This is a genomic window from Embleya sp. NPDC001921 (assembly GCF_053594475.1).
In genome coordinates this window covers 122,374-144,923 of sequence record NZ_JBSFEO010000032.1, presented here as the reverse complement: position 1 = coordinate 144,923, position 22,550 = coordinate 122,374, and the positions used below count along the sequence as shown (strand labels likewise).

The 22,550-nt window shown below is 71.2% G+C and carries 19 protein-coding genes; 9 read left to right on the top strand and 10 right to left on the bottom strand.

Going from position 1 to position 22,550, the window contains the following annotated elements:
- Positions 1–25: 25 nt before the first annotated feature.
- From ACWCPW_RS32470 to ACWCPW_RS32455, 4 genes are all read right to left on the bottom strand, one after another.
- On the bottom strand, positions 26–796 hold the full coding sequence (locus ACWCPW_RS32470) for a sulfite exporter TauE/SafE family protein (protein WP_449765123.1): 771 nt from the start codon (positions 794–796) through the stop codon (positions 26–28).
- Between the two features lie 97 nt (positions 797–893).
- A complete protein-coding gene (locus ACWCPW_RS32465; protein WP_449765122.1) occupies positions 894–2,024 on the bottom strand; it encodes an SPFH domain-containing protein in 1,131 nt (376 codons plus the stop codon).
- A 117-nt stretch (positions 2,025–2,141) separates the two neighbouring features.
- Positions 2,142–2,549 (bottom strand): NfeD family protein, encoded by a 408-nt coding sequence (locus tag ACWCPW_RS32460; RefSeq protein ID WP_449765141.1) that lies wholly within the window; start codon positions 2,547–2,549, stop codon positions 2,142–2,144.
- A gap of 92 nt (positions 2,550–2,641) precedes the next feature.
- The gene (locus ACWCPW_RS32455) at positions 2,642–3,454 is read right to left on the bottom strand and encodes an ABC transporter ATP-binding protein (RefSeq protein WP_449765121.1); all 813 of its coding nucleotides are present in this window, start codon (positions 3,452–3,454) and stop codon (positions 2,642–2,644) included.
- Between the two features lie 171 nt (positions 3,455–3,625).
- Here ACWCPW_RS32455 and ACWCPW_RS32450 point away from each other — a divergent pair, with 171 nt between their 5' ends.
- Positions 3,626–4,402: a hypothetical protein gene (locus tag ACWCPW_RS32450; protein ID WP_449765120.1), complete on the top strand. Its 777-nt coding sequence runs from the start codon at positions 3,626–3,628 to the stop codon at positions 4,400–4,402.
- Between the two features lie 36 nt (positions 4,403–4,438).
- Here ACWCPW_RS32450 and ACWCPW_RS32445 read toward each other — a convergent pair whose 3' ends face one another.
- Positions 4,439–6,988, bottom strand: a complete 2,550-nt coding sequence (locus ACWCPW_RS32445) for an FHA domain-containing protein (protein WP_449765119.1) — start codon at positions 6,986–6,988, stop codon at positions 4,439–4,441.
- Positions 6,989–7,372: 384 nt separating this feature from the next.
- Here ACWCPW_RS32445 and ACWCPW_RS32440 point away from each other — a divergent pair, with 384 nt between their 5' ends.
- Both ACWCPW_RS32440 and serB read left to right on the top strand, forming a co-directional pair.
- The gene (locus ACWCPW_RS32440; protein WP_449765118.1) at positions 7,373–9,010 is read left to right on the top strand and encodes a streptophobe family protein; all 1,638 of its coding nucleotides are present in this window, start codon (positions 7,373–7,375) and stop codon (positions 9,008–9,010) included.
- Positions 9,011–9,096: 86 nt separating this feature from the next.
- On the top strand, positions 9,097–10,281 hold the full coding sequence (gene serB / locus ACWCPW_RS32435; RefSeq protein ID WP_449765117.1) for a phosphoserine phosphatase SerB: 1,185 nt from the start codon (positions 9,097–9,099) through the stop codon (positions 10,279–10,281).
- A gap of 139 nt (positions 10,282–10,420) precedes the next feature.
- Here the strand turns inward: serB and ACWCPW_RS32430 are convergent, their stop codons facing one another.
- Together ACWCPW_RS32430 and ACWCPW_RS32425 are read right to left on the bottom strand one after the other, a co-directional pair.
- Complete coding sequence (locus ACWCPW_RS32430; RefSeq protein ID WP_449765116.1) at positions 10,421–10,936, bottom strand: SixA phosphatase family protein; 516 nt, start codon at positions 10,934–10,936, stop codon at positions 10,421–10,423.
- 232 nt (positions 10,937–11,168) lie between these two features.
- Entirely contained in the window at positions 11,169–13,520 is a 2,352-nt protein-coding gene (locus ACWCPW_RS32425; RefSeq protein WP_449765115.1) for an MMPL family transporter, read from the bottom strand.
- Between the two features lie 417 nt (positions 13,521–13,937).
- Here ACWCPW_RS32425 and ACWCPW_RS32420 point away from each other — a divergent pair, with 417 nt between their 5' ends.
- Positions 13,938–14,243: a hypothetical protein gene (locus tag ACWCPW_RS32420; RefSeq protein ID WP_449765114.1), complete on the top strand. Its 306-nt coding sequence runs from the start codon at positions 13,938–13,940 to the stop codon at positions 14,241–14,243.
- Between the two features lie 301 nt (positions 14,244–14,544).
- On the opposite strand, the gene fabI is transcribed toward ACWCPW_RS32420, so the two are convergent.
- On the bottom strand, positions 14,545–15,324 hold the full coding sequence (gene fabI, locus ACWCPW_RS32415) for an enoyl-ACP reductase FabI (protein ID WP_449765113.1): 780 nt from the start codon (positions 15,322–15,324) through the stop codon (positions 14,545–14,547).
- 4 nt (positions 15,325–15,328) lie between these two features.
- Complete coding sequence (gene fabG, locus ACWCPW_RS32410) at positions 15,329–16,033, bottom strand: 3-oxoacyl-[acyl-carrier-protein] reductase (RefSeq protein WP_020556165.1); 705 nt, start codon at positions 16,031–16,033, stop codon at positions 15,329–15,331.
- Positions 16,034–16,380: 347 nt separating this feature from the next.
- Here fabG and ACWCPW_RS32405 point away from each other — a divergent pair, with 347 nt between their 5' ends.
- From ACWCPW_RS32405 to ACWCPW_RS32385, 5 genes are all read left to right on the top strand, one after another.
- A complete protein-coding gene (locus tag ACWCPW_RS32405) occupies positions 16,381–17,904 on the top strand; it encodes a TldD/PmbA family protein (RefSeq protein ID WP_449765112.1) in 1,524 nt (507 codons plus the stop codon).
- Positions 17,901–19,310: a metallopeptidase TldD-related protein gene (locus ACWCPW_RS32400; RefSeq protein ID WP_449765111.1), complete on the top strand. Its 1,410-nt coding sequence runs from the start codon at positions 17,901–17,903 to the stop codon at positions 19,308–19,310. Before ACWCPW_RS32405 ends, ACWCPW_RS32400 begins: the two co-directional genes overlap by 4 nt.
- Positions 19,311–19,443: 133 nt before the next feature.
- Positions 19,444–19,983, top strand: a complete 540-nt coding sequence (locus ACWCPW_RS32395; protein ID WP_449765110.1) for an RNA 2'-phosphotransferase — start codon at positions 19,444–19,446, stop codon at positions 19,981–19,983.
- Positions 19,984–20,116: 133 nt separating this feature from the next.
- Positions 20,117–20,623, top strand: a complete 507-nt coding sequence (locus ACWCPW_RS32390; protein WP_449765109.1) for a DUF3099 domain-containing protein — start codon at positions 20,117–20,119, stop codon at positions 20,621–20,623.
- Positions 20,624–20,920: 297 nt separating this feature from the next.
- Positions 20,921–21,178, top strand: a complete 258-nt coding sequence (locus ACWCPW_RS32385; RefSeq protein ID WP_449765108.1) for a hypothetical protein — start codon at positions 20,921–20,923, stop codon at positions 21,176–21,178.
- A 199-nt stretch (positions 21,179–21,377) separates the two neighbouring features.
- On the opposite strand, the gene moaA is transcribed toward ACWCPW_RS32385, so the two are convergent.
- Positions 21,378–22,385, bottom strand: coding sequence for a GTP 3',8-cyclase MoaA (gene moaA, locus ACWCPW_RS32380; protein ID WP_449765107.1), 1,008 nt, complete (start codon positions 22,383–22,385; stop codon positions 21,378–21,380).
- Positions 22,386–22,550 lie beyond the last annotated feature (165 nt).

Genomic DNA, 22,550 nt, shown 5'->3' with positions numbered 1-22,550 from the left:
TCCTCGAAACAGCGGCGGATCCACCTCAGAGCAGCAGTCGGACGACCGCGATCAGGCCCACCACGACGATCACCGCGCGCAGCACGGTCGGCGGAAGCCGGCGGCCGACCTTGGCGCCGATCTGCCCGCCGATCACCGAGCCGAGCGCGATCAGCAGGACCACCCACCACGCGACGTCGGCGACGAGCATGAACACGATCGCGGCGACGCCGTTGACGATTCCGGCGAGCACGTTCTTGACCGCGTTCATGCGTTGCAGGTTCTCCGCGATGAACACGCCGAACAGCGCGAGCAGCAACACGCCCTGCGCGGCGCCGAAGTATCCGCCGTAGACGCCGGTCGCGAACACGGCCACCCACAGCAGCGCGCCGCCGTGCCGGGGGCCCTCCTCGCCCGCTCCGCTGTCGGCTCGCCGCGCGGCGAGCCGCTTGGCCAGCCGCGGTTGCAGCACCACCAGCACCAACGCCAGCACGATCAGCACCGGCACGATCGCCTTGAACGCGTCGTCGGGCAGGGTCAGCAGCAGGATCGCGCCGGCCAGCCCGCCGAGCAGCGAGGCCGCCCCGAGTCGGATCAGCCGGGGCCGCTGGCCCGCGAGTTCGCGGCGGTATCCGATCGCGCCGCTGACCGACCCGGGCACCAGGCCGATCGTGTTCGACACGTTGGCGGTGACGGGCGAGTAGCCGAAGGCGAGCAGTACCGGGAAGGTGATCAGCGTGCCGGATCCGACCACCGTGTTGATCCCGCCGGCCGCGATGCCCGCGGCGAAGATCGCCAAAGCTTCCAACCAGCTCATGTCCACCCGCTTCGCCGCGATGATCCTGGCGTCGGGAGGACATCGAACTTCCCCCGTGGCCGTAACGCCAGAGATCATCGCAGCCCGCGGCGCGACCTCAACGCTGTGGTCGGTGACCGCGCTCGATGTGCGGGGGTTCCACGTCGCCGGCCGGCGGGGTGCCGCGGCGCTGCGGCTCGATCGGCGGCTGGGCCGGAATGGTCGGCGGGTCGGCGGGCGGGCGCGGCGGCGTGGAGGCGCCGTTGCCGGGCGGCAGCTTGCGGACCGGTGCGGTGGAGGTACCCGAGCCGGGCCAGGCCGGCTCCTCCTCGACCGGCACCTGCGGTACCCGGTGGGCCGGGCCGGAGCCGTTCTGGGACAGGTTGCCGACCGCGTCGCCGATGCCCTCCAGGGCACGGGTGACCTCGCTGGGCAGGATCCACAGCTTGTTGGAGCTGCCCTCGGCGATCTTCGGCAACATCTGGAGGTACTGGTAGGCGAGGAGCTTGTTGTCCACCTCGCCGGCGTGGATCGCCTCGAAGACGGTCTCGATCGCGCGCGCCTCACCCTCGGCCCGGATCACCGCGGCCTGGCGCTCACCCTCGGCGCGCAGCACGGCGGCTTCCTTGTCGCCTTCGGCGGTGAGCACCTGCGAGCGCTGGTGCCCCTCGGCGGTCAGGATCGCCGCGCGCTTGTCCCGCTCGGCGCGCATCTGCTTCTCCATCGAGTCCTGGATGGAGGGCGGCGGCTCGATCGCCTTGAGCTCGACCCGGTTGACCCGGATGCCCCAGCGGCCGGTCGCCTCGTCGAGCACGCCGCGCAGCCCCGCGTTGATCTCCTCGCGCGAGGTGAGCGTCTGTTCGAGGTCCATGCCACCGATGATGTTGCGCAGGGTGGTGATGGTGAGCTGCTCGATCGCCTGGATGTAGTTGGCGATCTCGTAGGTGGCCGCGCGCGGGTCGGTGACCTGGAAGTAGATGACGGTGTCGATCTGGACGACGAGGTTGTCCTCGGTGATCACCGGTTGCGGCGGGAAGGGGACGACCTGTTCGCGCAGGTCGATCATCTGCCGGATGCGGTCGATGAACGGTACGAGGATGTTGAGTCCGGCGTGCAGCGTGCGGGTGTAGCGCCCGAATCGCTCCACGATGGCGGCACTCGCCTGGGGGATCACCTTGACCGTCTTGACCAGGGCGACGACCACCAGCAGTACGAGTACGACCAGGACGATGACGGCGGTGGCCTTCACGATCTCTCCCGAGGTCCTGCTTGCCTGTGGCTGCCTTCGAATTCCAAGGCTGGTTCGAGCCTAGGGGTTTGCGGGCCGGCGTGGGGCGTCAACACGGTTGGCGCAACGATCGGGGTCTCACATCACCACGGCGGTCGCGCCCACGATGTCCGCGACGTCCACCCGGCTGCCGGGCTCGAACACGGCGGTCGCGTCCAGGCTGCGGGCCGACCAGACCTCGCCGTTGAGCTTGATCCGGCCACCGTTCTCGTCCACGCGTTCCAGCACCACGGCGCTGCTGCCCTTGAGCGCCTCGATGCCGGTGCGTGCTCCGGGCGTGTTGCCGTGCCGGACCACGATCGGTCGCACGAACACGAGCAGCGCGATCGACACGACCGCGAACACGACGGACTGGATCAGGAAATTGCCGCCGAGTCCGGCCGCCGCGGCGGCCGCGGCGGCGCCGACCGCGAACATGCCCATCTCCACGAAGGAGGTGAGCACGCCGAAGATGCCGAACGCCCCGACCGCGATGAGCCACCACATCCATGCGTCCACGTGTTCATCGTAGATCGTGGACGCGTCGGGCAGCAGGTGGTTCTCGGCCGAAACGATCAGCGCGGGGCGGGCGCCCGGGGTCAGCCCTGCGCTTCCGGCGCCTCCGGCATCGGCAGGCCGCGCGCGGACCAACGCCCGTACTGCTGCTCGACGATCAGCGGCAGGCCGAAGCAGTGCGAGAGGTTGCGCGAATTGAGTGTGTCGGCGATCGGGCCGGCCGCGAGCACCCGCCCCTGACGGATCATCAGGATGTGCGTGAAGCCGGGCGGGATCTCCTCGACGTGGTGGCTCACCAGGATCATCGACGGCGCGTACGGGTCGGCGGCCAGCGAGCCGAGCCGGCGGACCAGGTCCTCGCGCCCGCCCAGGTCCAGTCCGGCGGCCGGCTCGTCCAGGAGCAGCAGTTCGGGGTCGGTCATCAGCGCGCGGGCGATCTGCACCCGCTTGCGCTCGCCCTCGGACAGGGTGCCGAACCGGCGGTCGACGTATTCGGCCATGCCCAGTTGGTCGAGCAGCCGGCGGGCGCGCTGCTCGTCCTCGGCGTCGTAGCGCTCGTGCCACTTGGCGGTCATCCCGTAGGCCGCGGTGAGCACGATGTCCAGTACCCGCTCGCGCCGGGGCAGCTTGTCGGTGAGCGCGGCCGAGGCCATGCCCACGCGCGGGCGCAGCTCGAACACGTCGACCGTGCCCAGCTTCTCGCCCAGCACCGCGACGGCGCCGGTGGTGGGGAACAGATAGGTGGACGCCAATTGCAACAGGGTGGTCTTGCCCGCGCCGTTGGGTCCGACGACGATCCAGCGTTCGCCTTCCGCGACCGACCAGGTGACCTGGTCCACCAGAGGGCGACCGTCGCGCACCACCGATACGTCAACCAGTTCGAGAACGTCGCTCATCGCCTGCCAGCTCCCCATCGTGCGCTACGCCGCCGGGCGGCATCCCCTTGTGTGGGATCGCCGCCTCGCTCCGTGGTCCGCGTTGTTGCACCCGGTCCGGGAGAAACCTATGACACCGAGCCGCCTCCGGTCGTGTCCGGGAGCGTTGTGACGCCCCTTAGGCTTGTCCGCATGCTTGCCGAACCTCGCTCCGGACTTCTCGTCGCATGGGGCAATGCCCTGTTGGCCGGGCACGTTCCCCCGGACGACGCGGTGTCCGAGATCGTCGGAACGGACGAACCGCATCGGGTGACGGGCGTGCCCGGCGAGAGTGTGCCGGTCGGCCTGTCGCTGGCCCTGGGGCGGCTGCGCGCGCTGGGTGTGACCGGTCTGCGGTTGGCCCTGCCGGTGGCGGGCGATCCGCTGGCGCTGCCCGGCCCGCCCGCGTTCAACGACCTCGCGCTGGACGCCGGCGAGGCGGCCGTCACGGTCGGCGCGCCGGACCTCGCGTACGGCCTGGTGCCCGAGGTCACCCGACACGGCGGCGTCGGCGACGCGACGGTGCGGGTCGCGTGGCGCATGCTCGAGGTGAGCGACCGGCCCGCCCCCGGGCCGTTCCTGGCCGAGGCGGAGCGCGAGCTGGCCGAGGCCATGCGGGACGCCATCGAGGACCTGACCCGGCTCGACGTGGCGGGCAGCGGTCCGGCCGCGCAACGTGCCCTGGCCGGGCTGTACCGCAAGGACTCGGACACCCGGGTCGCGCCGGGGCATCCGGGCCGAGCCGGTCGGGTGCTCGACCAGGCCCGCCGGATCCACGCGGTGCTGACCGTGGCCTGCGCCGAGGACGGCGCGGCGGTCAGCGCGGCCGAGATGTCCGCGCGGCTCGGCGCGCTCGCCCCGCTGGAGCGGGCCTGCCGCCGGGCGATGGTGGCGGCGTACGGCGCGGCCCTGGAGCCGGACCGCGCCTGAGCGGGCACCGGCCGCGCGCGGCGCCTGGGGCACGCTTCAGCCGCCGCGCTTGCGCTTGGTCTTCGGGTCGAGGCGGCGGAGCATGAGCAGGGCGATCAGGCCGTAGATCGCGATCTGGCCGGCCAGGATGCCGATGTTGCGGTACCAGACCTTCGGGTCGTGCTTCCACAGCGGATCCGGGGACTCGCCGGGTTTGCGCGGCAGTTGGGTGGCCAGATCTATCGTGCTGCCGGCCGCGGCGAAGGCCCAGCGGGCCGGGGCCAGCCAGGAGACCTGCTCGATGCCGGCCTTGCCGTTGAGCGGGAACAGGCCGCCGCACAACACCACTTGCACGATCGCGATGACCACAAGCAGCGGCATCGCCAGCTCCGCGCTGCCGATCGACGCGGAGACCACCAGGCCCACCGCCATCGCCGCTATCGCGGACAGCACCACCGCGATGCCGATCTCGATGATCGGCGGACTGATCACCACACCCTTGGCGGGCAACTTCTGACCGACCAGCGCGACCGCGGTGAGCACCACGCCCTGGATCGCGGAGATCAGCCCGAGCACGATGATCTTGGAGCCGAGGTAGGCGGACACCGAGAGTCCGGCGCTGCGTTCGCGGCGGTAGATCGCGCGTTCCTTGATCAGCTCGTTGACCGCCGTCGCGGTGCCCATCAGGCCGCTGATCACGAACAGCACGAGCAGCTTGGTGGTCGCCTCCTGGTTCGAGCCCGGCGGCGATCCCTCCGGGCTGACCAGCTTGCCCGGGATCACCCGGCACAACATCCCCAGGAACAGCGGCGCTATCGCCAACAGGGCCAGGTACTTGCGGTCCGAGGCGATCACCGCGAGGTAGCGCCGGGACAGCGTGGTCAGTTGGGAGAACCAGCCCTGCGGCTTCGGCGGCTTGGCCTGGGGCCGATCGCCCTGCACGGCGTGCGCTCGGTCGCGGCCGACCTCTATGTACCGCCCGTACAACTCGGAGCGCCGGAACGGGCCCTCGTAGTCGCGGTCCGGCTCGTCGTCGAACATCTTGAAGACCTCGGGCCAGTCGCCCTTGCCGAAGAACGGCAGCGCCTCGTCCGGCGGTCCGAAGAAGGCGATCCGACCGCCCGGGGCGAGCACCAGCACGCGGTCGCAGACGTTCAGGCTGCGGGTGCTGTGGGTGACCACGATGACCGTACGGCCGTCGTCGGCGAGTTCGCGCAGCTTCTCCATCACCGAGCGTTCCAGGCCCTCGTCCAGGCCGGATGTCGGCTCGTCCAGGAACAGCACGGACGGCTTGGTGAGCAGTTCGACGGCGACGCTCACCCGCTTGCGCTGGCCGCCGGAGAGGCTGCTGACCTTGGTGTCGGCGTACGGCGCCGTGGCGCCGCGCGGCATCTTGTCCAGGCTCAGCTCGCCGATCACCTCCTCGACCCGGCGCTCGCGCTCGGCCGCCTCGGTGTCCTCGGGGAAGCGCAGTTGCGCGGCGTAGCGCAGCGCGGTGCGCGCGGTGAGCTGGGCGTGCAGGATGTCGTCCTGCGGCACCAGGCCGATCCGCTGGCGCAGTTCGGCGTTGTTCGCGTACAGGTCGCGGCCGTCGTAGAGGATCTTGCCGCTGGCGGCTCGCCGGCTTCCGGTGAGCGCGCCGAGCAGGGTGGACTTGCCCGCGCCCGAACCGCCGACGATGGCGAGCAGGTTGCGCTCGGCGAGCGGGAAGGAGACGTTGTCGAGCAGGACCCGCTTGCCCGCCGTGACGGTGAGGTTCTGCACCTCCAGCGAGACCTCGCCGGTGTCGATGAACTCGCGGAGTTCCTGGCCGTCCAGCCGGAACGTGGCGTGCCCGATGCCGACCAGGTCCGCCTCGCCCAGCAGCGCGCGCTCGATCGGCTGACCGTTGAGGAAGGTGCCGTTGTGGCTGCCGAGGTCGACGATCTCGCGCCGGCCGCCGGGCGTGGTGCGCAACTCGGCGTGGTGCCGGGAGACCATCAGGTCGGTGAGCACCAGGTCGTTGTCCAGCGCGCGGCCGATCCGCAGGGTGCGCACCGGGAGCGGGATGACCATGCTCGGCGCCCGGTCCACGCTCGGGCGCGGATCCGCGTGCGGCCCGGCGCCGATCTGCGCGCGGCCCAACGGGCGTGCGGGCTCGGAGACTTGCCGGGGCGGTTCGGGCACGTACGGCGGTTCGAGCGCACGCGGCGGTTCGACCCCGCGCGGGGGTTCGGCGCGGCGCGGCGGCGGTTCGCTCCGGCGCGGCGGCTCGGGGATCTGTACGTGGTCGGGGTGGGCCGGCCGCGGCGGCACCACCTCGGTGACGTTCGACTCCGGGGCCAGGCGCAGCGGGTCGCCGTCGTCCGGGTCGCCGAGCAGCACCTCGCAGCCTCGGCCCACGACCACGCGGTGCACCCGATTGCCGCGCACCCACGAGCCGTTGACGCTGTTGGTGTCGACGAACTCCCAGCCGTCGGGCCCCACTCGCAGGATCGCGTGTTGGCGCGACACCCGGCGGTCGTCGAGCACGATCGCACAGGACGGGTCGCGGCCGACGACGTGTTCCCGCCCGGGATCCAGGATCACGGGCGCTCCGGCGCTGGTGCCGACGGTCAGGTGCGGCACTGCCGGTCCTTCTGGCGTATAGCTGTCCCCCACTCTTCGAGAGTGTAGGGACGCGCGGGCCTCGCGGGCAGCCTTTCTCATCCGGAAGCGCACCGAACCACTCCGAAGGGGGATTACAACATCAACTTCTCCGAATCGGGTGTGATCTTCCCTGATCATCCATCGATCGGATCTTTGCATTCATATCGCCGATTCGAAGATCCGCCGCAATCGTGACCATCCGCCACGCGATCGCTGCCGTGCGTAACCGCCGGTCGGGCGCCGACTCGCGCCGTCCGCACGGGTGGCAGTCCGGCCGAATCCGTTGACGCGCGGGTCGGAGCGCTCGATAGTCGAGTTTGTCCCGCTCAACCGACAGCCGGGTCGCACGTGACAGGAGCGGTCGTGTCCTGGAACCAGCAGCAGCACAACGCACCGCGGCAGCACGATCCGCCTCCGGCCCGACCACCGGCCGGCCCCGCCCCCTGGGGCGGCGTGGCGCCCTGGCTGCACGCCCTCGGCGCGGTGCTCGCGGCGTTCGTCGCGATGGCCGTCGCCGCGTGGGCGGCGCTGTGGCTGCTCGGCGCGGACGACCTGGGGTCGGGCACGATGCCCGCGCTGGTCGCGGCGGTGATCGCACTGGCCGTCGGCGGCACCGTCGACCTGGAGGGGGCCGAACAGGGCAGCCCGGACAACGACATCCTCAGCCAACTCACCGGCGACATCTCACTCGCCCAGGGGAGCGGCAAGGTCGACATCATGCTGCTCGGCATCGGCCTGATCGGCGCGCTGGTGCTGGGCTGGTTGTTCCTGCGCCCGCTCCGCCACCGGTTGGTGATCGGCGCGCTGGACCTGATCGTGCACGGCGTGCGGGTGCTGGTGTTCACCATGGCCGCGCTCGGCGTGGTGGTGTCGACGGGTGAACACTCGCTGCCGATCCAGCAGTTCGTCTCGCAGGTCGGCGGCGCCCAGGACCTGATGGGCATCTTCGACCTGGGCGCGGCGGCCAGGTTCGAGACCGACGTGAGCGGCACCCTGGTCTTCGGCGCACTGTGGTTGCTGATCACCCTGGTGGCCGCCGTCGCGGTGTCCGCGCGCGGGCCGCTCCCGCTCAAGTGGCTGCGGCACCGCGCGGTCCTGCGGGCCCCGGTCGCCGGTCTGCTCGCGGTGCTGATCACCGCGGTGGTCGCCGGGATCGTGGGCACCCCGTTCGTGGCCGCCGCCGCGCCCGCGCCCAAGCGGATGATCGGCGGCATGTTGTTCGCGCTGCCCAACGCGGTCTGGCTGCTCGCCTCGCTCGGCCTGGGCATCCCGTGGAAGGCCACCAGCAGCGCGCCCACCGAGTTCGGCGGCTTCTCCTTCGGCCTGCCCGGCCCGCTGGGCGATCTGGTCAAGGCCTCCGCCGGGGAGGGCCTGCCGATCCGGATCGACCGGCTGGCCGAGCTGGACTCGCGCGCGTGGTTCGTACCGATGTTCTCCGCACTGCTCCTGCTGCTCGGCGCGACCGTGATGGCCATGCGCGCGCCGGCCTCGGTGCGTCCGCATCAGCACGCGTGGCGGTTCGCGGTCGCCCTCGCGGGCGGCCTGCTGGTGATCTCCTACCTGATGGAGCTCCAGCTCAAGGTCGCGGTGACCATCCTCGGCGGAGTGATGTCCCCGGGCGCGTCGGTGTCGCTGCACGCGGACTACCTGTGGACCGTGCTGCTCGGGCTGCTGTGGGGCGCGTGCGCGGGCTTCATCGGCGGCGCGGTCGCGGACTGGGTGCGCTACCGCAGGACCGACCCCGCCGGCGCGCCGGTCGGTCCCGCGGGCCCGCCCCGACCCACCCACGCCGCGCCGCCCGGCTCGCCGCGGCCGTACCCGCAGGGCGCGCCGTACCCGCGGGACCGACCGGCCTCCGGACCGCCGGCGGCACATCCGCCCGCCCCCGGCGCGCCCGCGCCGCCCGGCCCGCCGCACTCGAACAGACCCGCCCCGGCGTACCGCCCGCCACCCCCGCCCGATCCGCAGGGTCCGACCCGCTCGGGCCCCTGGCCTGGGTAGATCCGACCGGCGCGGGCCCTGCTCCGGTGTTCGTACCGTGGACCGGCGACGCGTGCGCCATCGAACGGCCGGTACCGTGAAGCATCATGAATGCGCCGCGCACTCTTCTCGTCAAGATCTTCGGCAAGGACCGGCCGGGGGTGACGTCGAGCCTCTTCGAGATCCTGGCCGGCCACTCCGTCGAGGTCGTCGACGTCGAGCAGACCGTCACCCGGGGCCGGCTCACGCTGTGCGTCCTGATCACCACGCCGGCCGACGAGGGCCGGCTGCGGGCCGGCGTGCACCGCTGGGCGGACGGCGAGCGGCTGGAGGCGGAGATCCTCTCCGGCGTCGGCGACAACCGCCCGCGCGGCGAGGGCCGCTCGCACGTCACCGTCCTGGGCCACCCGCTGGAGGCCACCGCGTTCGCCGGGATAGCGCACCGGATCGCGGCCACCGGCGCCAACATCGACCGGATCTTCCGCCTCGCCAAGTACCCGGTGACCGCGATCGAGCTCCAGGTCTCCGGCGTCGAGACGGACAAGCTGCGCCTGGAACTGGCCACCGAGGCCGCCGAGCGCCGGGTGGACATCGCGGTCCAGCCCTCCGGCCTGCGCCGCCGGGCCAAGCGGCTGATCGTGATGGACGTCGACTCGACCCTGATCCAGGGCGAGGTGATCGAGCTGCTGGCCGAGCACGCGGGCTGTCTGGACGAGGTGGCCGAGGTCACCGCCGCCGCGATGCGCGGCGAGCTGGACTTCGCCGAGTCGCTGCACGCACGGGTCGCGCTGCTGGCCGGGCTGGACGAGGACGCCATAGACAAGGTCCGCGAGCAGGTCGTGCTCACCCGCGGCGCGCGCACCCTGGTCCGCACGCTCAAGCGGCTCGGCTACCAGGTGGGCATCGTCTCGGGCGGGTTCACCCAGGTCACCGACGCGCTCGTGGAGCGGCTCGGGCTCGACTACAGCGCGGCCAACACCCTCGAGGTGGTGGACGGCAAGCTCACCGGGCGCGTGGTCGGCGAGATCGTGGACCGGGCGGGCAAGGCTCGACTGCTGCGCCGCTTCGCGGCCGAGGCGGGCGTCCCGCTGACCGCGACGGTGGCCATCGGCGACGGCGCGAACGACCTGGACATGCTCAACGCCGCCGGTCTGGGCGTGGCCTTCAACGCGAAGCCGGTGGTCCGCGAGGCCGCCGACACGGCGGTCAACGTGCCGTTCCTGGACACCGTGCTGTTCCTGCTCGGCGTCACCCGCGACGAGATCGAGGCGGCCGACGCCGCCGACGTGTAGGGCCGGAGCCTGCGACGTGTAGCGCCGAACCGGGACACGCGTCCCGCGACGGCGAACGCCGGACGGGCCGAGTGCGGCCGTCCGGCGTTCGAGGTGGTGCTTGGCGGCGGTGTCTCGAAGCACCGCCTTTCGAGGCGGCTCAGGACGCCGGCGTGGTGAACCTGGTCAGGTGGGCCGAGCGCTCCCGAAGGTCGGCCCACGGGGTGTGCAGGCTCAGCACCGACACGGCGGAGGTCGGGTACTTCTCCCGGAGCCGGACCAGCGTGTCGTCCTCGCCGCTGCCCGCCAACGCGTTGACCAGCGTGGCCACGCCCGGGTTGTGCCCGATCAGCAGCAGCGTGTCGACCTCGTCGGGGGTCTCCTGGACGAGGTACAGCAGCGCCTGCGCGCTCGCCTCGTACACCCGCTCGTCGTAGATCGTGTGCGGCTTGTGGTCGTAGACCTTGCCCACGAGACGCCAGGTCTCCCGGGTGCGTACGGCCGGCGAGCACACCACCAGATCGGGGGTGATGCCCTGGTCGAGCAGCCGGTGCCCGGTCTCGGCGGCGTCCTTGCGGCCGCGTTCGGCAAGGGGTCGCTCGTGGTCCGGCCCGTCGGGCCACTCGGCCTTCGCGTGCCTCATCACCACAAGATTGCGCTGTCGGTGGGATGCCATGGGTTCAGCCTCTCAGACATCGGCCGTTGTGCACTGCGGGTCGGCACCTCGGTACACGATCGATTCGGCGCCTCGGCACACGATCGACGGGACCGCCGGCGCCGGCCGGATCGCGCCGGTGGAGCCGACACGCACGACGGGTCGGGACCGAGTATCCGGTCCCGACCCGCACTTTGCTCGGATCTACAGGGTGGTCACCGCCACGATCCCCCCGGTGGCGGTCCGGTTCGGGTCAGCCGACCGGCGGCTGCGGGATCCGGCGCGACCGGGACACGCCCTCGTCGTATCCGGTCGTCCCCGGGTGCGCCGGCTCGTAGGCCGGCGAGGCGTAGCCGTTCGCCCCGGCGTACGCGGGAACCGGCTGGGCGGCCGGGGCCGGCGCGTCGACCGACTCGTCGCCGTGGTCCATCTGCGGCAGCCAGTTCAGCCAGCGGGGCAGGTACCAGTTGTGGTCGCCGAGCAGGCTCATCACGGCCGGGAGCAGCAGACCGCGGATGATCGTGGCGTCCAGCAGGACCGCGACCGCCAGACCGACACCGAACTGCTTCATCGACTGCATCGACAGGGTGCCGAAGACCGCGAACACCGCGACCATGATCGTCGCCGCGCTGGTCACCACACCGGCGGTGGTGCGGATGCCGTGCGACACGGCCGACTTGGTGTCCATGCCCTTGTCGTATGCCTCACGGATGCGCGAGACCACGAACACGTGGTAGTCCATCGACAGGCCGAACAGGATCACGAACAGGAACATCGGGATCCAGGAGACGACCGCGCCGGGTGCGTCCGTGCCGACCAGGAAGTCGCCGTAGCCGTGCTGGAAGACCAGCGTCATCACACCGTAGGCGGCGCCCACCGACAGCAGGTTGAGCACGATCGCGGTGACCGCGATGGCGATCGAGCGGAACGAGACCAGCATGAGCAGGAAGGCGAAGCCGAGCACGAAGGCGAAGATCGGCAGCCGCGCGTCGGCGAGCTTGTCGTTGAAGTCCTTGGAGCCGGCGGTGTTACCGGTCACCGGGGCGTCCACGCCGTCCAGCTTGCCCAGCGTGTTCGGGATGATCTTGTCGCGCAGCGTGGACAGGGCCTTGTCGCTGGTCGAGTCGTTGCCACTGCCGGCGAGCGGGACCGAGATCTTGAAGACGTTGGTGGTGCCCTGGCGTTCGACCTCGATCGGCTCGTGCATGCGACCGCTGGCGACCGCCTCGCGGCGCAGGTCGTCGATCGCGGCGGCGAGCTTGGGGTCGTCCGGGTTCTGCGCCTTGACCACGATCTGGGCGGGCGCCGGACCACCGGGGAACGCCTTCTCGATGTGCTGGTAGGTCTGCACGATCGAGAGCGAGGTCGGCAGTTCCTTGTCGATCGGCAGCTCGGAGGTCTTCATGGCGAACATGGGGATGGTCAGCGCGACGAGCAGGCCGCCGGCGAACACCGTGGTGGCCCTGGGGCGGTTGAGCACGACGCCCAGGATCTTGCCCCAGATCTTGCTGCCCTCGGTGGGACGGCGCATCTTGGCCAGCCCGGGGATCTTGCCCAGGTCGACCCGGTCACCCAGCATCGACAGGATCGCGGGCAGCACGGTGAGCGAACCGAGCACCGCGGTGAGCACGACCAGGATGGTCGCGGAGGCCATCGACTTGAACTCGCTGATCCCGGACAGGAGCAGGCCGGCCATCGCGACCATGACGGTGATGCCGGAGATCAGCACCGACCGGCCGGAGGTGGCGGCGGCGATCCGCAGCGCGGTCTCCGGGTCGCGTCCCTTGGCCCGCTCCTCACGCTCGCGGCGCAGGTAGAACATGCAGTAGTCGACGCCGACGGCCAGGCCGATCAGCAGCATCACGGACTGCGCGTTGTCGCCGACGGGCATCAGGTGGCTGCTCAGCGCGAGCAGGCCGCCGGCCGCGACGAACGCGGTCATCGCGAGGGCCACCGGCAGGAGGGCGGCGACGACGGCGCCGAACGCGACGAGCAGGATGCCGAGCGCGAGCGGGAGGGCGGTCCATTCGGCCCGGGTGAAGTCCTTGGCGATGGTGTCCTCGAACCACTTGTCGCCGCTGGCGTCACCGAACTGCTCGATCGCCACGTCGGGGTGCGCCTTGCGGGCATCGGCCACCGCGTCCAGCACGGGCTGGATGTTGTCGACGGCCTTGTCCTCCTCACCCGTCATGTCGAACTGGATGAGCGCCGAGTGCTTGTCCGCGGACAGGCCCCCCTCGGCCTCGTACGGCGAGCGCATGTGCTCCGTCGCCGGGCCCTTGTTGCCCTTGACCTGCACGGCGTTGACGCGGTTGATCACGTCGTCGACGGCGGCCCGGAACTTCGGGTCCAGGGCGGGCAGCGTGTCGCTGCGCACCAGCACCATCTCGCCGGCGGGTTCCTTGATCCCCGCCTCGTCGATGATCTGCGCGGCCCGCTTGGACTCCCCCACGCCCTGGTCGACCTTGGTGATCTCCTGCGACCCCGCCATGTTGCCGATGACGACGGCGAGGACCACGAACAGCAGCCACCCGAATACCGCCGTCTTGCGATGCTGTGCACTCCAGCCACCGATCGAGGCGGCGAAATTACGCCTGGATGCCATGGGTCCCCGCTCCTGTGTTCTCCGTCGGCCGAGGGTTTCCTCGACACGGAAAAAGGTATTGGCGGGCACCCGGGGGTCACATCCTGCGGACAGGTGTCTTGATCGGGGGGCAGGCACCCCTGCGTAGTAGGGCTGGCCCTACCCCTGAGAAGGAGCCTCGCGGTGACCAGTCGGGGCATATCGGGATGCGTGTAAGGGGAAGCTTCCGCGATCAATCCGCTGACCTGCACAAACGCCGATGTGTCCACTCGGGGGAAGGAAACATCAAACGACGGTCGACACGTGTGCACAACGCCCGTGGAGTGGTGGGGAGTTCCCCACCGCCCGGCCGGCTCCGCGCCGACGGGCGTTCACCTGCCGGACACGACCCCGCCCCGCCGGTCGGTCCCACGCGGCGGGTCTGCGAGACTCGATCCCATGGCTGCTACATCTGGCGAATCCTCCAAGGAGCGGTACGAGCGGGCCATGGCCGCTCGCAGGGCCCGTGCGGAGCGCACCCACGCGGAGGAAGTCGCGCGGTCGAACGCACGCAACGAGATCCTCGCCCGCAAGGCCGCCGAGGCCGCCGCGTCCGGCGCCGACGAGGAGATCCGCCAGACGGTGCTGGCGCCGCCGGACCCGAACAAGTCCTCCGCCAAGCAGCTCGGCGGCATCCTGGGCATCATGCTGCTGATCACCGTGCTGATCGGCATCGCGGCGACGATCGCCGCCGCCACCGGCTGAGCGGTTCTCCGCCCGTCCAGCCGTGCCGCCGCCGGACAAGGCCGCGGTCTCCCGGGCGACGTCGCGTCCGCCCCGGACCGCGGCGCGGGCGACATCCTCGGCGACATCCCGCGGCGCGAACGACACGGCCCGACCGCCGCGACCCGGTGGGTCGGGGGATCGGGCCGCGGCGACCGTGGCCCGCGCCGCCGGGGCCGATGCCCGGACGGCGCCCACGACTTGATCGTCGAGCGGTGATCGACGAGCGCGCGAGGCGAGCGGCCGAAGGCGCGACCGCCCCGCGCGGAGCGCGGTGATCCGGCTACGCGCCGATGGCGTGCAGGCCGCCGTCGACGTGGATGACCTCGCCGGTGGTCTTGGGGAACCAGTCGGACAGCAGCGCGCACACGCCCCGGGCGGCCGGGTCCGCGTCGCGCAGGTCCCAACCCAGCGGGGCCTTCTCGTTCCAGACGCCCTCGAACTTCTCGAAGCCGGGGATGCTGTTCGCGGCCATCGTCTTGACCGGGCCCGAGGAGATCAGGTTGACCCGGATGTTCTTCTCACCCAGGTACTTGGCCAGGTAGCGCGAGGTCGACTCGAGCGCGCCCTTGGCGACACCCATCCAGTCGTAGCCCGGCCACGCCACCTGCGCGTCGAAGTCGAGGCCGACGACCGAGCCGCCGGCGCCCTCGTTCGCCTCGATCAGCGGCAGACAGGCCATCGTCAGCGACTTCAGCGAGTACGCCGAGACCTGCACGGCCGTGGCCACGTCGGCCCACTCGGTGTTGAGGAAGTTGCCGCCGAGCGCGTCCTTGGGTCCGAACGCGATCGAGTGCACGACGCCGTCGAGCGAGGGCACGTGCGCGCGCACGTTGTCCGCGAGCGCCGCGAGGTGTTCGGGGTTCTGCACGTCGAGCTCGATCACCGGGGCCGGCTTCGGCAGCCGGTTCGCGATCCGGTTGACCAGCGAGAGCCGGCCGAATCCGGTCAGTACGACCTCGGCGCCCTCCTCCTGGGCCCGCTTGGCGACGTGGAAGCCGATCGAGGCGTCGGTGATGACGCCGGTGACGAGAATGCGCTTGCCCGCAAGCAGGTCGCCCATGAGTTCAGTGCCCCATTCCAAGTCCGCCGTCCACAGGGATGACGGCTCCGGTGATGTACGACGCGGCGTCCGAGGTCAGGAACTTGACCACGCCGGCGACCTCGTCCACGTCCGCGTAGCGCGCGAGCGGGATCTCCTTGAGGATCTGCGCCTTGCGCTCCTCGCCGAGTACCTCGGTCATCGCGGTGTCGACGAAGCCGGGCGCCACCACGTTGGTGGTGATGTTGCGCGACCCCAGTTCGCGCGCGATCGAGCGGGCGAAGCCGACCAGGCCGGCCTTGGAGGCCGCGTAGTTGGCCTGGCCCGCCGAGCCGAGCAGCCCGACCACCGACGAGATCAGCACGATGCGACCCTTGCGGGCCCGCAACATGCCCTTGCTCGCCCGCTTGACCACCCGGAACGTGCCGGTCAGGTTGGTGTCGACGACGCTGGTGAAGTCCTCTTCGCTCATCCGCAGCAACAGCGTGTCGCGGGTGATGCCCGCGTTGGCGATCAGCACCTCGACCGGGCCGTGCGCGGCCTCGATCTCCTTGAACGCCTGCTCGACCTGCTCGCCGTCGGTGATGTCGCACCGCACTCCGAGCAGGCCCTCCGGGGGCTCGCCGGAGCGATACGTGATCGCGACCTTGTCGCCGTCGGCGGCGAAGGCCCGGGCGATGGCCAGGCCGATGCCCCGGTTTCCTCCCGTGACCAGTACGGACCGGCTCAACGGATCACTCCTTTGTCCTCGGACGTCCTGTGGATGCGCGCGCGCAGGCCGTCGGCTTGCGTCACGATGACGCTATCGGGCTACCCCGGGGTAAGGGGAATCCGGTCCGGGACAGCGTCCGCGGACCGATCGTTGTGGGAACCCGACAAGAGCCGACGGGAACCGGAATCATCGGCTCCACCGACCGAATCCGGCCGGCCTGCGCGCGGCAGGTTTCGTTCCGGTTGTCCGGGCGCAAGACCCGTCCGACCAGCGGACCCGTCCGACCGGCAGACCGGAATGCCGGCGACATCGTGTCTGGTTGACTGAACGACGCGAGCCGACAGGCCGAACGTATGGAGGAATGGGTGCCCAACGAGATCGATCCGACGTTCCTCGCCTATCCCCTTCGGGAGCTGGCCGCCGCGGCCCTGTCCCGAGCCGGGGAACTGGGCGCCGAACACGCGGACTTCCGCTTCGAGCGGGTACGAGACGCGTCCTTCCGGCTGCGCGACGGGAAAACCGACTCGGCCGCGGACACCACCGACGTGGGCTTCGCGGTCCGCGTCGTGCACGACGGGGCGTGGGGCTTCGCCGCGGGTGTGGACCTGACCCCGGAGGCGGTGGCGTACGTCGCCGAGCAGGCCGTCGCGGTGGCCCGGGTGTCCCGCTCGGTGAGCGAGGCGGCCGGCGCGGGAGAGCGCGTCGCGCTGGCCGACGAGCCGGTGCACGCCGACGAGACCTGGATCTCGAAGTACAAGGTCAACCCGTTCGACGTGCCCGAGGCCGAGCGCATCGGGCTGCTCGCGCGGTGGAGCCGGGAGCTGCTCGCCGCCGAGGGCGTGGACCACGTGGACGCCACGTGCATGGTGGTGCAGGAGAACAAGTTCTACGCCGACTCGGCCGGCACCACCACCACGCAGCAGCGGATCCGGATACACCCCCAGCTCACCGTGATCGCGGTGGACCGCGAGTCCGGCGCGTACGAGACGATGCGCACCATCGCGCCGCCGGTCGGCCGCGGCTGGGAGTACGTCAAGGGCGAGGGCTGGGACTGGGACGAGGAGCTGGCGTCGTTGCCGGGCCTGCTCGCCGAGCGGGTCAAGGCGCCGAGCGTCGAGGCCGGCGAGTACGACCTGGTGATCGACCCGAGCAACCTGTGGCTGACCATCCACGAGTCGATCGGGCACGCCACCGAACTGGACCGCGCGCTGGGCTACGAGGCCGCCTACGCGGGCACCTCGTTCGCCACGTTCGACCAGCTCGGCAAGCTCGAGTACGGCTCGCCGGTCATGCACGTCACCGGCGACCGCACCGTGCCGCACGGCCTGGCCACCATCGGCTTCGACGACGAGGGCGTCGCGACGCAGAGCTGGGACCTGGTCACCGACGGCGTGCTGACCGGATATCAGCTCGATCGGCGGATGGCGCTGATGCAGGGTCTGGGCCGGTCCAACGGGTGCGCGTTCGCGGACTCCCCCGGCCATGTCCCGGTGCAGCGGATGGCCAACGTCTCGCTCCAGCCGGGTGCGGACAACCTGTCCACCGCCGAACTGATCGGCCGGGTGCACCGGGGTCTGTACATCGTCGGCGACAAGTCGTGGTCGATCGACATGCAGCGCTACAACTTCCAGTTCACCGGTCAGCGCGCCTACCTGATCGAGGACGGCCGGATCGTCGGCCAGGTCAAGGACTTCGCCTACCAGGCGACCACGACCGACTTCTGGGGCTCGATGGAGGCCGTGGGCGGTCCGGGCACCTACGTCCTCGGCGGCGCCTTCAACTGCGGCAAGGCGCAGCCGGGGCAGGTCGCGGCGGTCAGCCACGGTTGCCCCTCCGCGCTGTTCCGCGGCGTGAAGGTCCTCAACACGGTTCAGGAGGCGGGTCGATGAGCAGCGGGCAGACCGTGGTGACGCGGCCGAACGAGACGGTCGAGCGCGCGCTGGCGCTGTCGAAGGCGGACGGCTGCGTGGTGATCGCAGAGGAGACCTCGGCGGCGAACCTGCGCTGGGCGGGCAACGCGCTGACCACCAACGGCGAGACGCGCGGCCGGCGGATCACCGTGGTGGCCACCGTCGCGGGGACCGAGGGCACCGCGTCCGGGATCGTCTCGCGCGGCGGCGTGACGATGGATCGGCTGGAGGGCCTGGTCCGGGCCGCGGAGGCGGCGGCGCGCGACGCCGGACCGGCCGAGGACGCGCGACCGCTGCTCGGGGCCGGCAGCGGCCCGGACGGCGGCTTCGACCAGGCCCCCGCGCAGACCTCGATCGGGGTGTTCGCGGACTTCGCGCCCGAGCTGGGCGCCGCGTTCGGGCGGGCCCGGGAGGGCGAGCGGCTGCTGTACGGGTTCGCGTCGCATCAGTTGACCTCGACCTACGTGGGCACCTCGGCCGGACTGCGGCTGCGGCACGACCAGCCCACCGGGCACGTCGAGTTGAACGCGAAGTCGGCCGACCTGAGCCGGTCGGCGTGGGCGGGCGTGCCCACCCGGGACTTCCGCGACGTGGACCTCGCCGCGATGGACGCGGACCTGGGAACGCGACTGTCCTGGGCGACCCGCACGCTCGACCTCCCGGCGGGCCGCTACGAGACGCTGCTGCCGCCCACGGCGGTCGCGGACCTGATGGTCTACATGTACTGGCAGGGCGGCGCCCGGGACGCGCACGAGGGCCGTACGGTCTTCAGCAAGCCGGGCGGCGGCACCCGGATCGGCGATCGGCTCGGCGAGCTGCCGCTGACGCTGTACAGCGACCCGACCTACCCGGGCCTGGAGAGCGCGCCGTTCACCATCGCGCACGCCTCCGGCGACGCGTCGTCGGTGTTCGACAACGGGCTCGCGCTGGAGCGGACGAACTGGGTCACCGACGGCGTGCTCACGTCACTGCTGACCAACCGGCACACCGCCGAGCTGACCGGGCTGCCGGTCGCGCCGGAGATCGACAACCTGATCCTGGACGGGCCGGCCGACGGTCCGAGCATCACGGACATGGTCGCCTCGACCGAGCGCGGGCTGCTGCTGACCTGCCTGTGGTACATCCGTGAGGTGGATCCGCAGACGCTGCTGCTGACCGGGCTGACCCGGGACGGGGTGTACCTGGTCGAGGGCGGCGAGGTGGTCGGAGCGGTGAACAACTACCGCTTCAACGAGTCGCCGGTGGACGTGCTCGGGCGTGCGGTCGAGGTGGGGCGTACGGAGCGCACGTACCCGCGCGAGTGGGGCGACTGGTTCACCCGAGCGGCGATGCCGCCTTTGCGGGTCCGCGATTTCAATATGTCGTCGCCGAGCAAGGCGCAATGACCTGACGGTCGGCGGGCGGCCCGCGGCGCCGCCTCGAACGCCGGACGGAGCGAAATACGGCCCGTCCGGTGTTCGCGTCCCGGCGAAAAGCGCTGTCCCCGTACCGGACTCCGTGCTTTCGTTGGGGTTCATCATGAACATCGTCAAGATTTCGAAATATCTGTCCCGACACCTGCGGCATCAGCCGGAGCGGCTCGGGATCACCCTGGACGAGGCCGGCTGGGTCGACGTGGACGTGCTCCTGGCGGCGTGTGCCGCGCACGGGGTGGCGCTGTCCCGGGCGGGGTTGGAGCGGGTCGTCGCGGAGAACGACAAGCGGCGCTTCGCCTTCTCCGCGGACGGCACCCGGATCCGGGCCAGTCAGGGGCACACCGTCGCGGTGGACCTGGGCCTGGTCGAGGCCGTGCCGCCCGCCGTGCTCTACCACGGCACGAATCCCAAGAGCGTGGCCGCGATCCTGGTCGAGGGCCTGCGGCCGATGGACCGGCACGACGTGCACCTGTCCGCCGACACCGAGACGGCCCGCCGGGTGGGCGCGCGGCGCGGGCGGCCGGTGCTGTTCGTGGTGCGGGCCGAGCGCATGGTCGCCGCCGGACACGTGTTCCGCCGCTCGGACAACGGCGTGTGGCTGGTCGCGGCGGTGCCGCCGGAGTTTCTGGAGCCGCTCGGCTGAGCCGGTTGCGGCCTGCGCCACTCGGGTCGGATTGCGGCAAAGGTCCCGGCCCCGGTCTCGGTGTGACCGCCTCGCGGGCGTACCGTGAAAGGGCGGACGAGGGTATGGACACGTGGTCGGAGACGGTGGGGTCGTGAAGAACGCCAAGGGCTCGGTGTACCGGATCAGTGGTGCGCGCAAGGGGCTGACCGAGGACGTGGCCGGGCGCCAACGCCGGTACGTCATCTCGATGTCGATCCGTACCGTGTGCTTCGTCGCGGCGGTGTTCACGCCCTCGCCGTGGCGGTGGATATTGGTCGCGGGCGCGCTGTTCCTGCCCTATATCGCGGTGGTGTTGGCCAACGCGGGTCGCGAGCCCACCTCGAACACACCCGTGCAGGCGCAGTTCGTGCCGCCGCTCCCGCCCAAGGCGCTGGAGCCGCCGCCCGGCGCGGTGCTCACCAGCGCCGAACGACAGACCGTGCACACCCACGCGGAGGACTCGTGGACGATGCCCGCCGGACCTGCTCCGACCACCGGCGCGGAGCCCACCGACCGTTCCTCGCACACGAATTCGGATACACACGGTGACGCCGGGGGTGCCGACCGGGGCCATGCGGGCGACCCGGCGGGCGACCCCTCTCACAGCGTCAAAAATTAGCGGTAAGCGCTACGCGGGTTGGTGCTTCAACCGCATGCAGGACGTGCCATACTTCGAAACGTGCTCCGTATCCCCCGTCGGAGCGACCGACGCGATGCCGGGCGGCTCCCCCCGTGGCTGCCCGGCATCGCCCGTGTCCGGGTCGTTTGACTGTCAGGCAAGTCGACACTCGCACGGTTACCGCACCAGCCCGTTGCTTACTGAGCGCAGCGCTCCGGTTGGTGCCTGACGCGGAGTCAGCTGCCCGTCCGACGCATCGCGTCCGGGCGGCCGACCTCGTCTGAGACACTGGTGGGCATGTTCCCCACCCCCGCCGATCCCGTCCGGCCGATCTGTTCGGCGAAGGGCTGTCGTGCCGACGCCCGGTGGGTCCTGGCCTGGAACAACCCCAAGCTGCACACCCCGGAACGGCGCAAGACGTGGCTCGCGTGCGACGAGCACCGCGAACACCTGTCGCAGTTCCTGGCGATTCGCGGATTCCTCAAGGACACCGTGGCGTTCGCCGACTGGCACGACCCGGAGACCACCGCCGGTCCGGCCGCCGAGGGCTCCTGAGCGATCCGCGCCGCGCGTGCCTGCGCCGTGCCGAACTCCCTCGCCTGCGCCGGCGAACTCCCTTGCCCCCGTGGAAGGTTGATCGAGGCCGCGGCTCTCCCGCGCGCACGCCGGGTCGACCGCGCACGACGGTCGGTCGCCGGCGACGAATCGATCGCGGACGATCGATCGCCGACGAGGATCGGTCCCCGAGCGCGGATCAGCCGCCGATGGCCGACATCGGTCGCTCCGGCTGGAGGAACTCCGGGTCGTCGATGCCCGCGCCGGCCTTCTTGCCCCACATCGCGGCCCGCCAGCGGTCCGCGATCTCCGCGTCGTCCGCGCCGCCGCGCAGGGCTGCCCGCAGGTCGGACTCCTCACGGGCGAACAGGCAGTTCCGGATCTGCCCGTCGGCGGTCAGCCGGGTCCGGTCGCACGCGCCGCAGAACGGGCGGGTGACCGAACCGATCACGCCGACCGTGCCCGGGCCGCCGTCCACGAGCCAGCGCTCGGCCGGATTGCTGCCCCGGGCGTCCTCGGGGTCGAGCCGGAACGCGCCGCGCAGCGAGGTCAGGATCTCGTCCGCGGTGATCATCTCGGCGCGCTTCCAGCCGTGCTGCGCGTCCAGCGGCATCTGCTCGATGAATCGCAGCTCGTAGCCGCGTTCGAGGCACCACGCGAGCAGCGCGGCGGCCTCGTCGTCGTTCGCCCCGCGCATCAGCACGGTGTTGACCTTGACCGGCCCCAGGCCCGCGTCGACCGCCGCGGCGAGTCCCGCGACCACGTCCGCGTGCCGGTCGCGCCGGGTCATCGCCTTGAAGCGGACCGGGTCGAGGGTGTCCAGCGAGACGTTGACCCGGTCCAGACCGACCTCTTTCAGCGTCCCCGCCAATCGGGCCAGACCGATCCCGTTCGTGGTGACGGAGAGGGTGGGGCGCGGCTCCAGGGCCGCGGCGTCCCGGATGATCTCGACCAGTTCGCGGCGCAGCAGCGGCTCGCCCCCGGTGAACCGCACCTCGCGCACGCCGAGCACGGTCACCGCGATCCGGACCAGGCGGGAGATCTCCGCACCGGTCAGCAGTTCCGGCTTGGCCAGCCAGTCCAGGCCCTCCTCGGGCATGCAGTACGTGCAGCGCAGATTGCAGCGGTCGGTCAGCGACACGCGCAGGTCGGTCGCCACGCGGCCGAAACCGTCGACGAGTCCGCCGGTGCGGTGGTGCGTGCTCACCTTCGACCCCCTTTTCCTGGTTCCGGCAAGTTTCCCAGGTTACGCGGGTCGCTCCGACCGCCGGGGTCCCCCGGGGGTCGAGTGGGGTCGCCGATCGGTTGCAGTGGCGTATCCCACACCGGCATCGACAACCGTGAGTCGAATACCGGACGTGATCCACGAGAG

Coding starts and splice junctions, on each gene's coding strand:
- ACWCPW_RS32425 (WP_449765115.1), bottom strand. CDS start 13,520: ATGGCATCCAGGCGTAATTTCGCCGCCTCGATCGGTGGCTGGAGTGCA.
- ACWCPW_RS32470 (WP_449765123.1), bottom strand. CDS start 796: ATGAGCTGGTTGGAAGCTTTGGCGATCTTCGCCGCGGGCATCGCGGCC.
- ACWCPW_RS32455 (WP_449765121.1), bottom strand. CDS start 3,454: ATGAGCGACGTTCTCGAACTGGTTGACGTATCGGTGGTGCGCGACGGT.
- ACWCPW_RS32400 (WP_449765111.1), top strand. CDS start 17,901: ATGAGCAGCGGGCAGACCGTGGTGACGCGGCCGAACGAGACGGTCGAG.
- ACWCPW_RS32385 (WP_449765108.1), top strand. CDS start 20,921: ATGTTCCCCACCCCCGCCGATCCCGTCCGGCCGATCTGTTCGGCGAAG.
- ACWCPW_RS32450 (WP_449765120.1), top strand. CDS start 3,626: ATGCTTGCCGAACCTCGCTCCGGACTTCTCGTCGCATGGGGCAATGCC.
- ACWCPW_RS32420 (WP_449765114.1), top strand. CDS start 13,938: ATGGCTGCTACATCTGGCGAATCCTCCAAGGAGCGGTACGAGCGGGCC.
- ACWCPW_RS32430 (WP_449765116.1), bottom strand. CDS start 10,936: ATGGCATCCCACCGACAGCGCAATCTTGTGGTGATGAGGCACGCGAAG.
- serB (WP_449765117.1), top strand. CDS start 9,097: ATGAATGCGCCGCGCACTCTTCTCGTCAAGATCTTCGGCAAGGACCGG.
- fabI (WP_449765113.1), bottom strand. CDS start 15,324: ATGGGCGACCTGCTTGCGGGCAAGCGCATTCTCGTCACCGGCGTCATC.
- ACWCPW_RS32395 (WP_449765110.1), top strand. CDS start 19,444: ATGAACATCGTCAAGATTTCGAAATATCTGTCCCGACACCTGCGGCAT.
- ACWCPW_RS32460 (WP_449765141.1), bottom strand. CDS start 2,549: ATGTGGTGGCTCATCGCGGTCGGGGCGTTCGGCATCTTCGGCGTGCTC.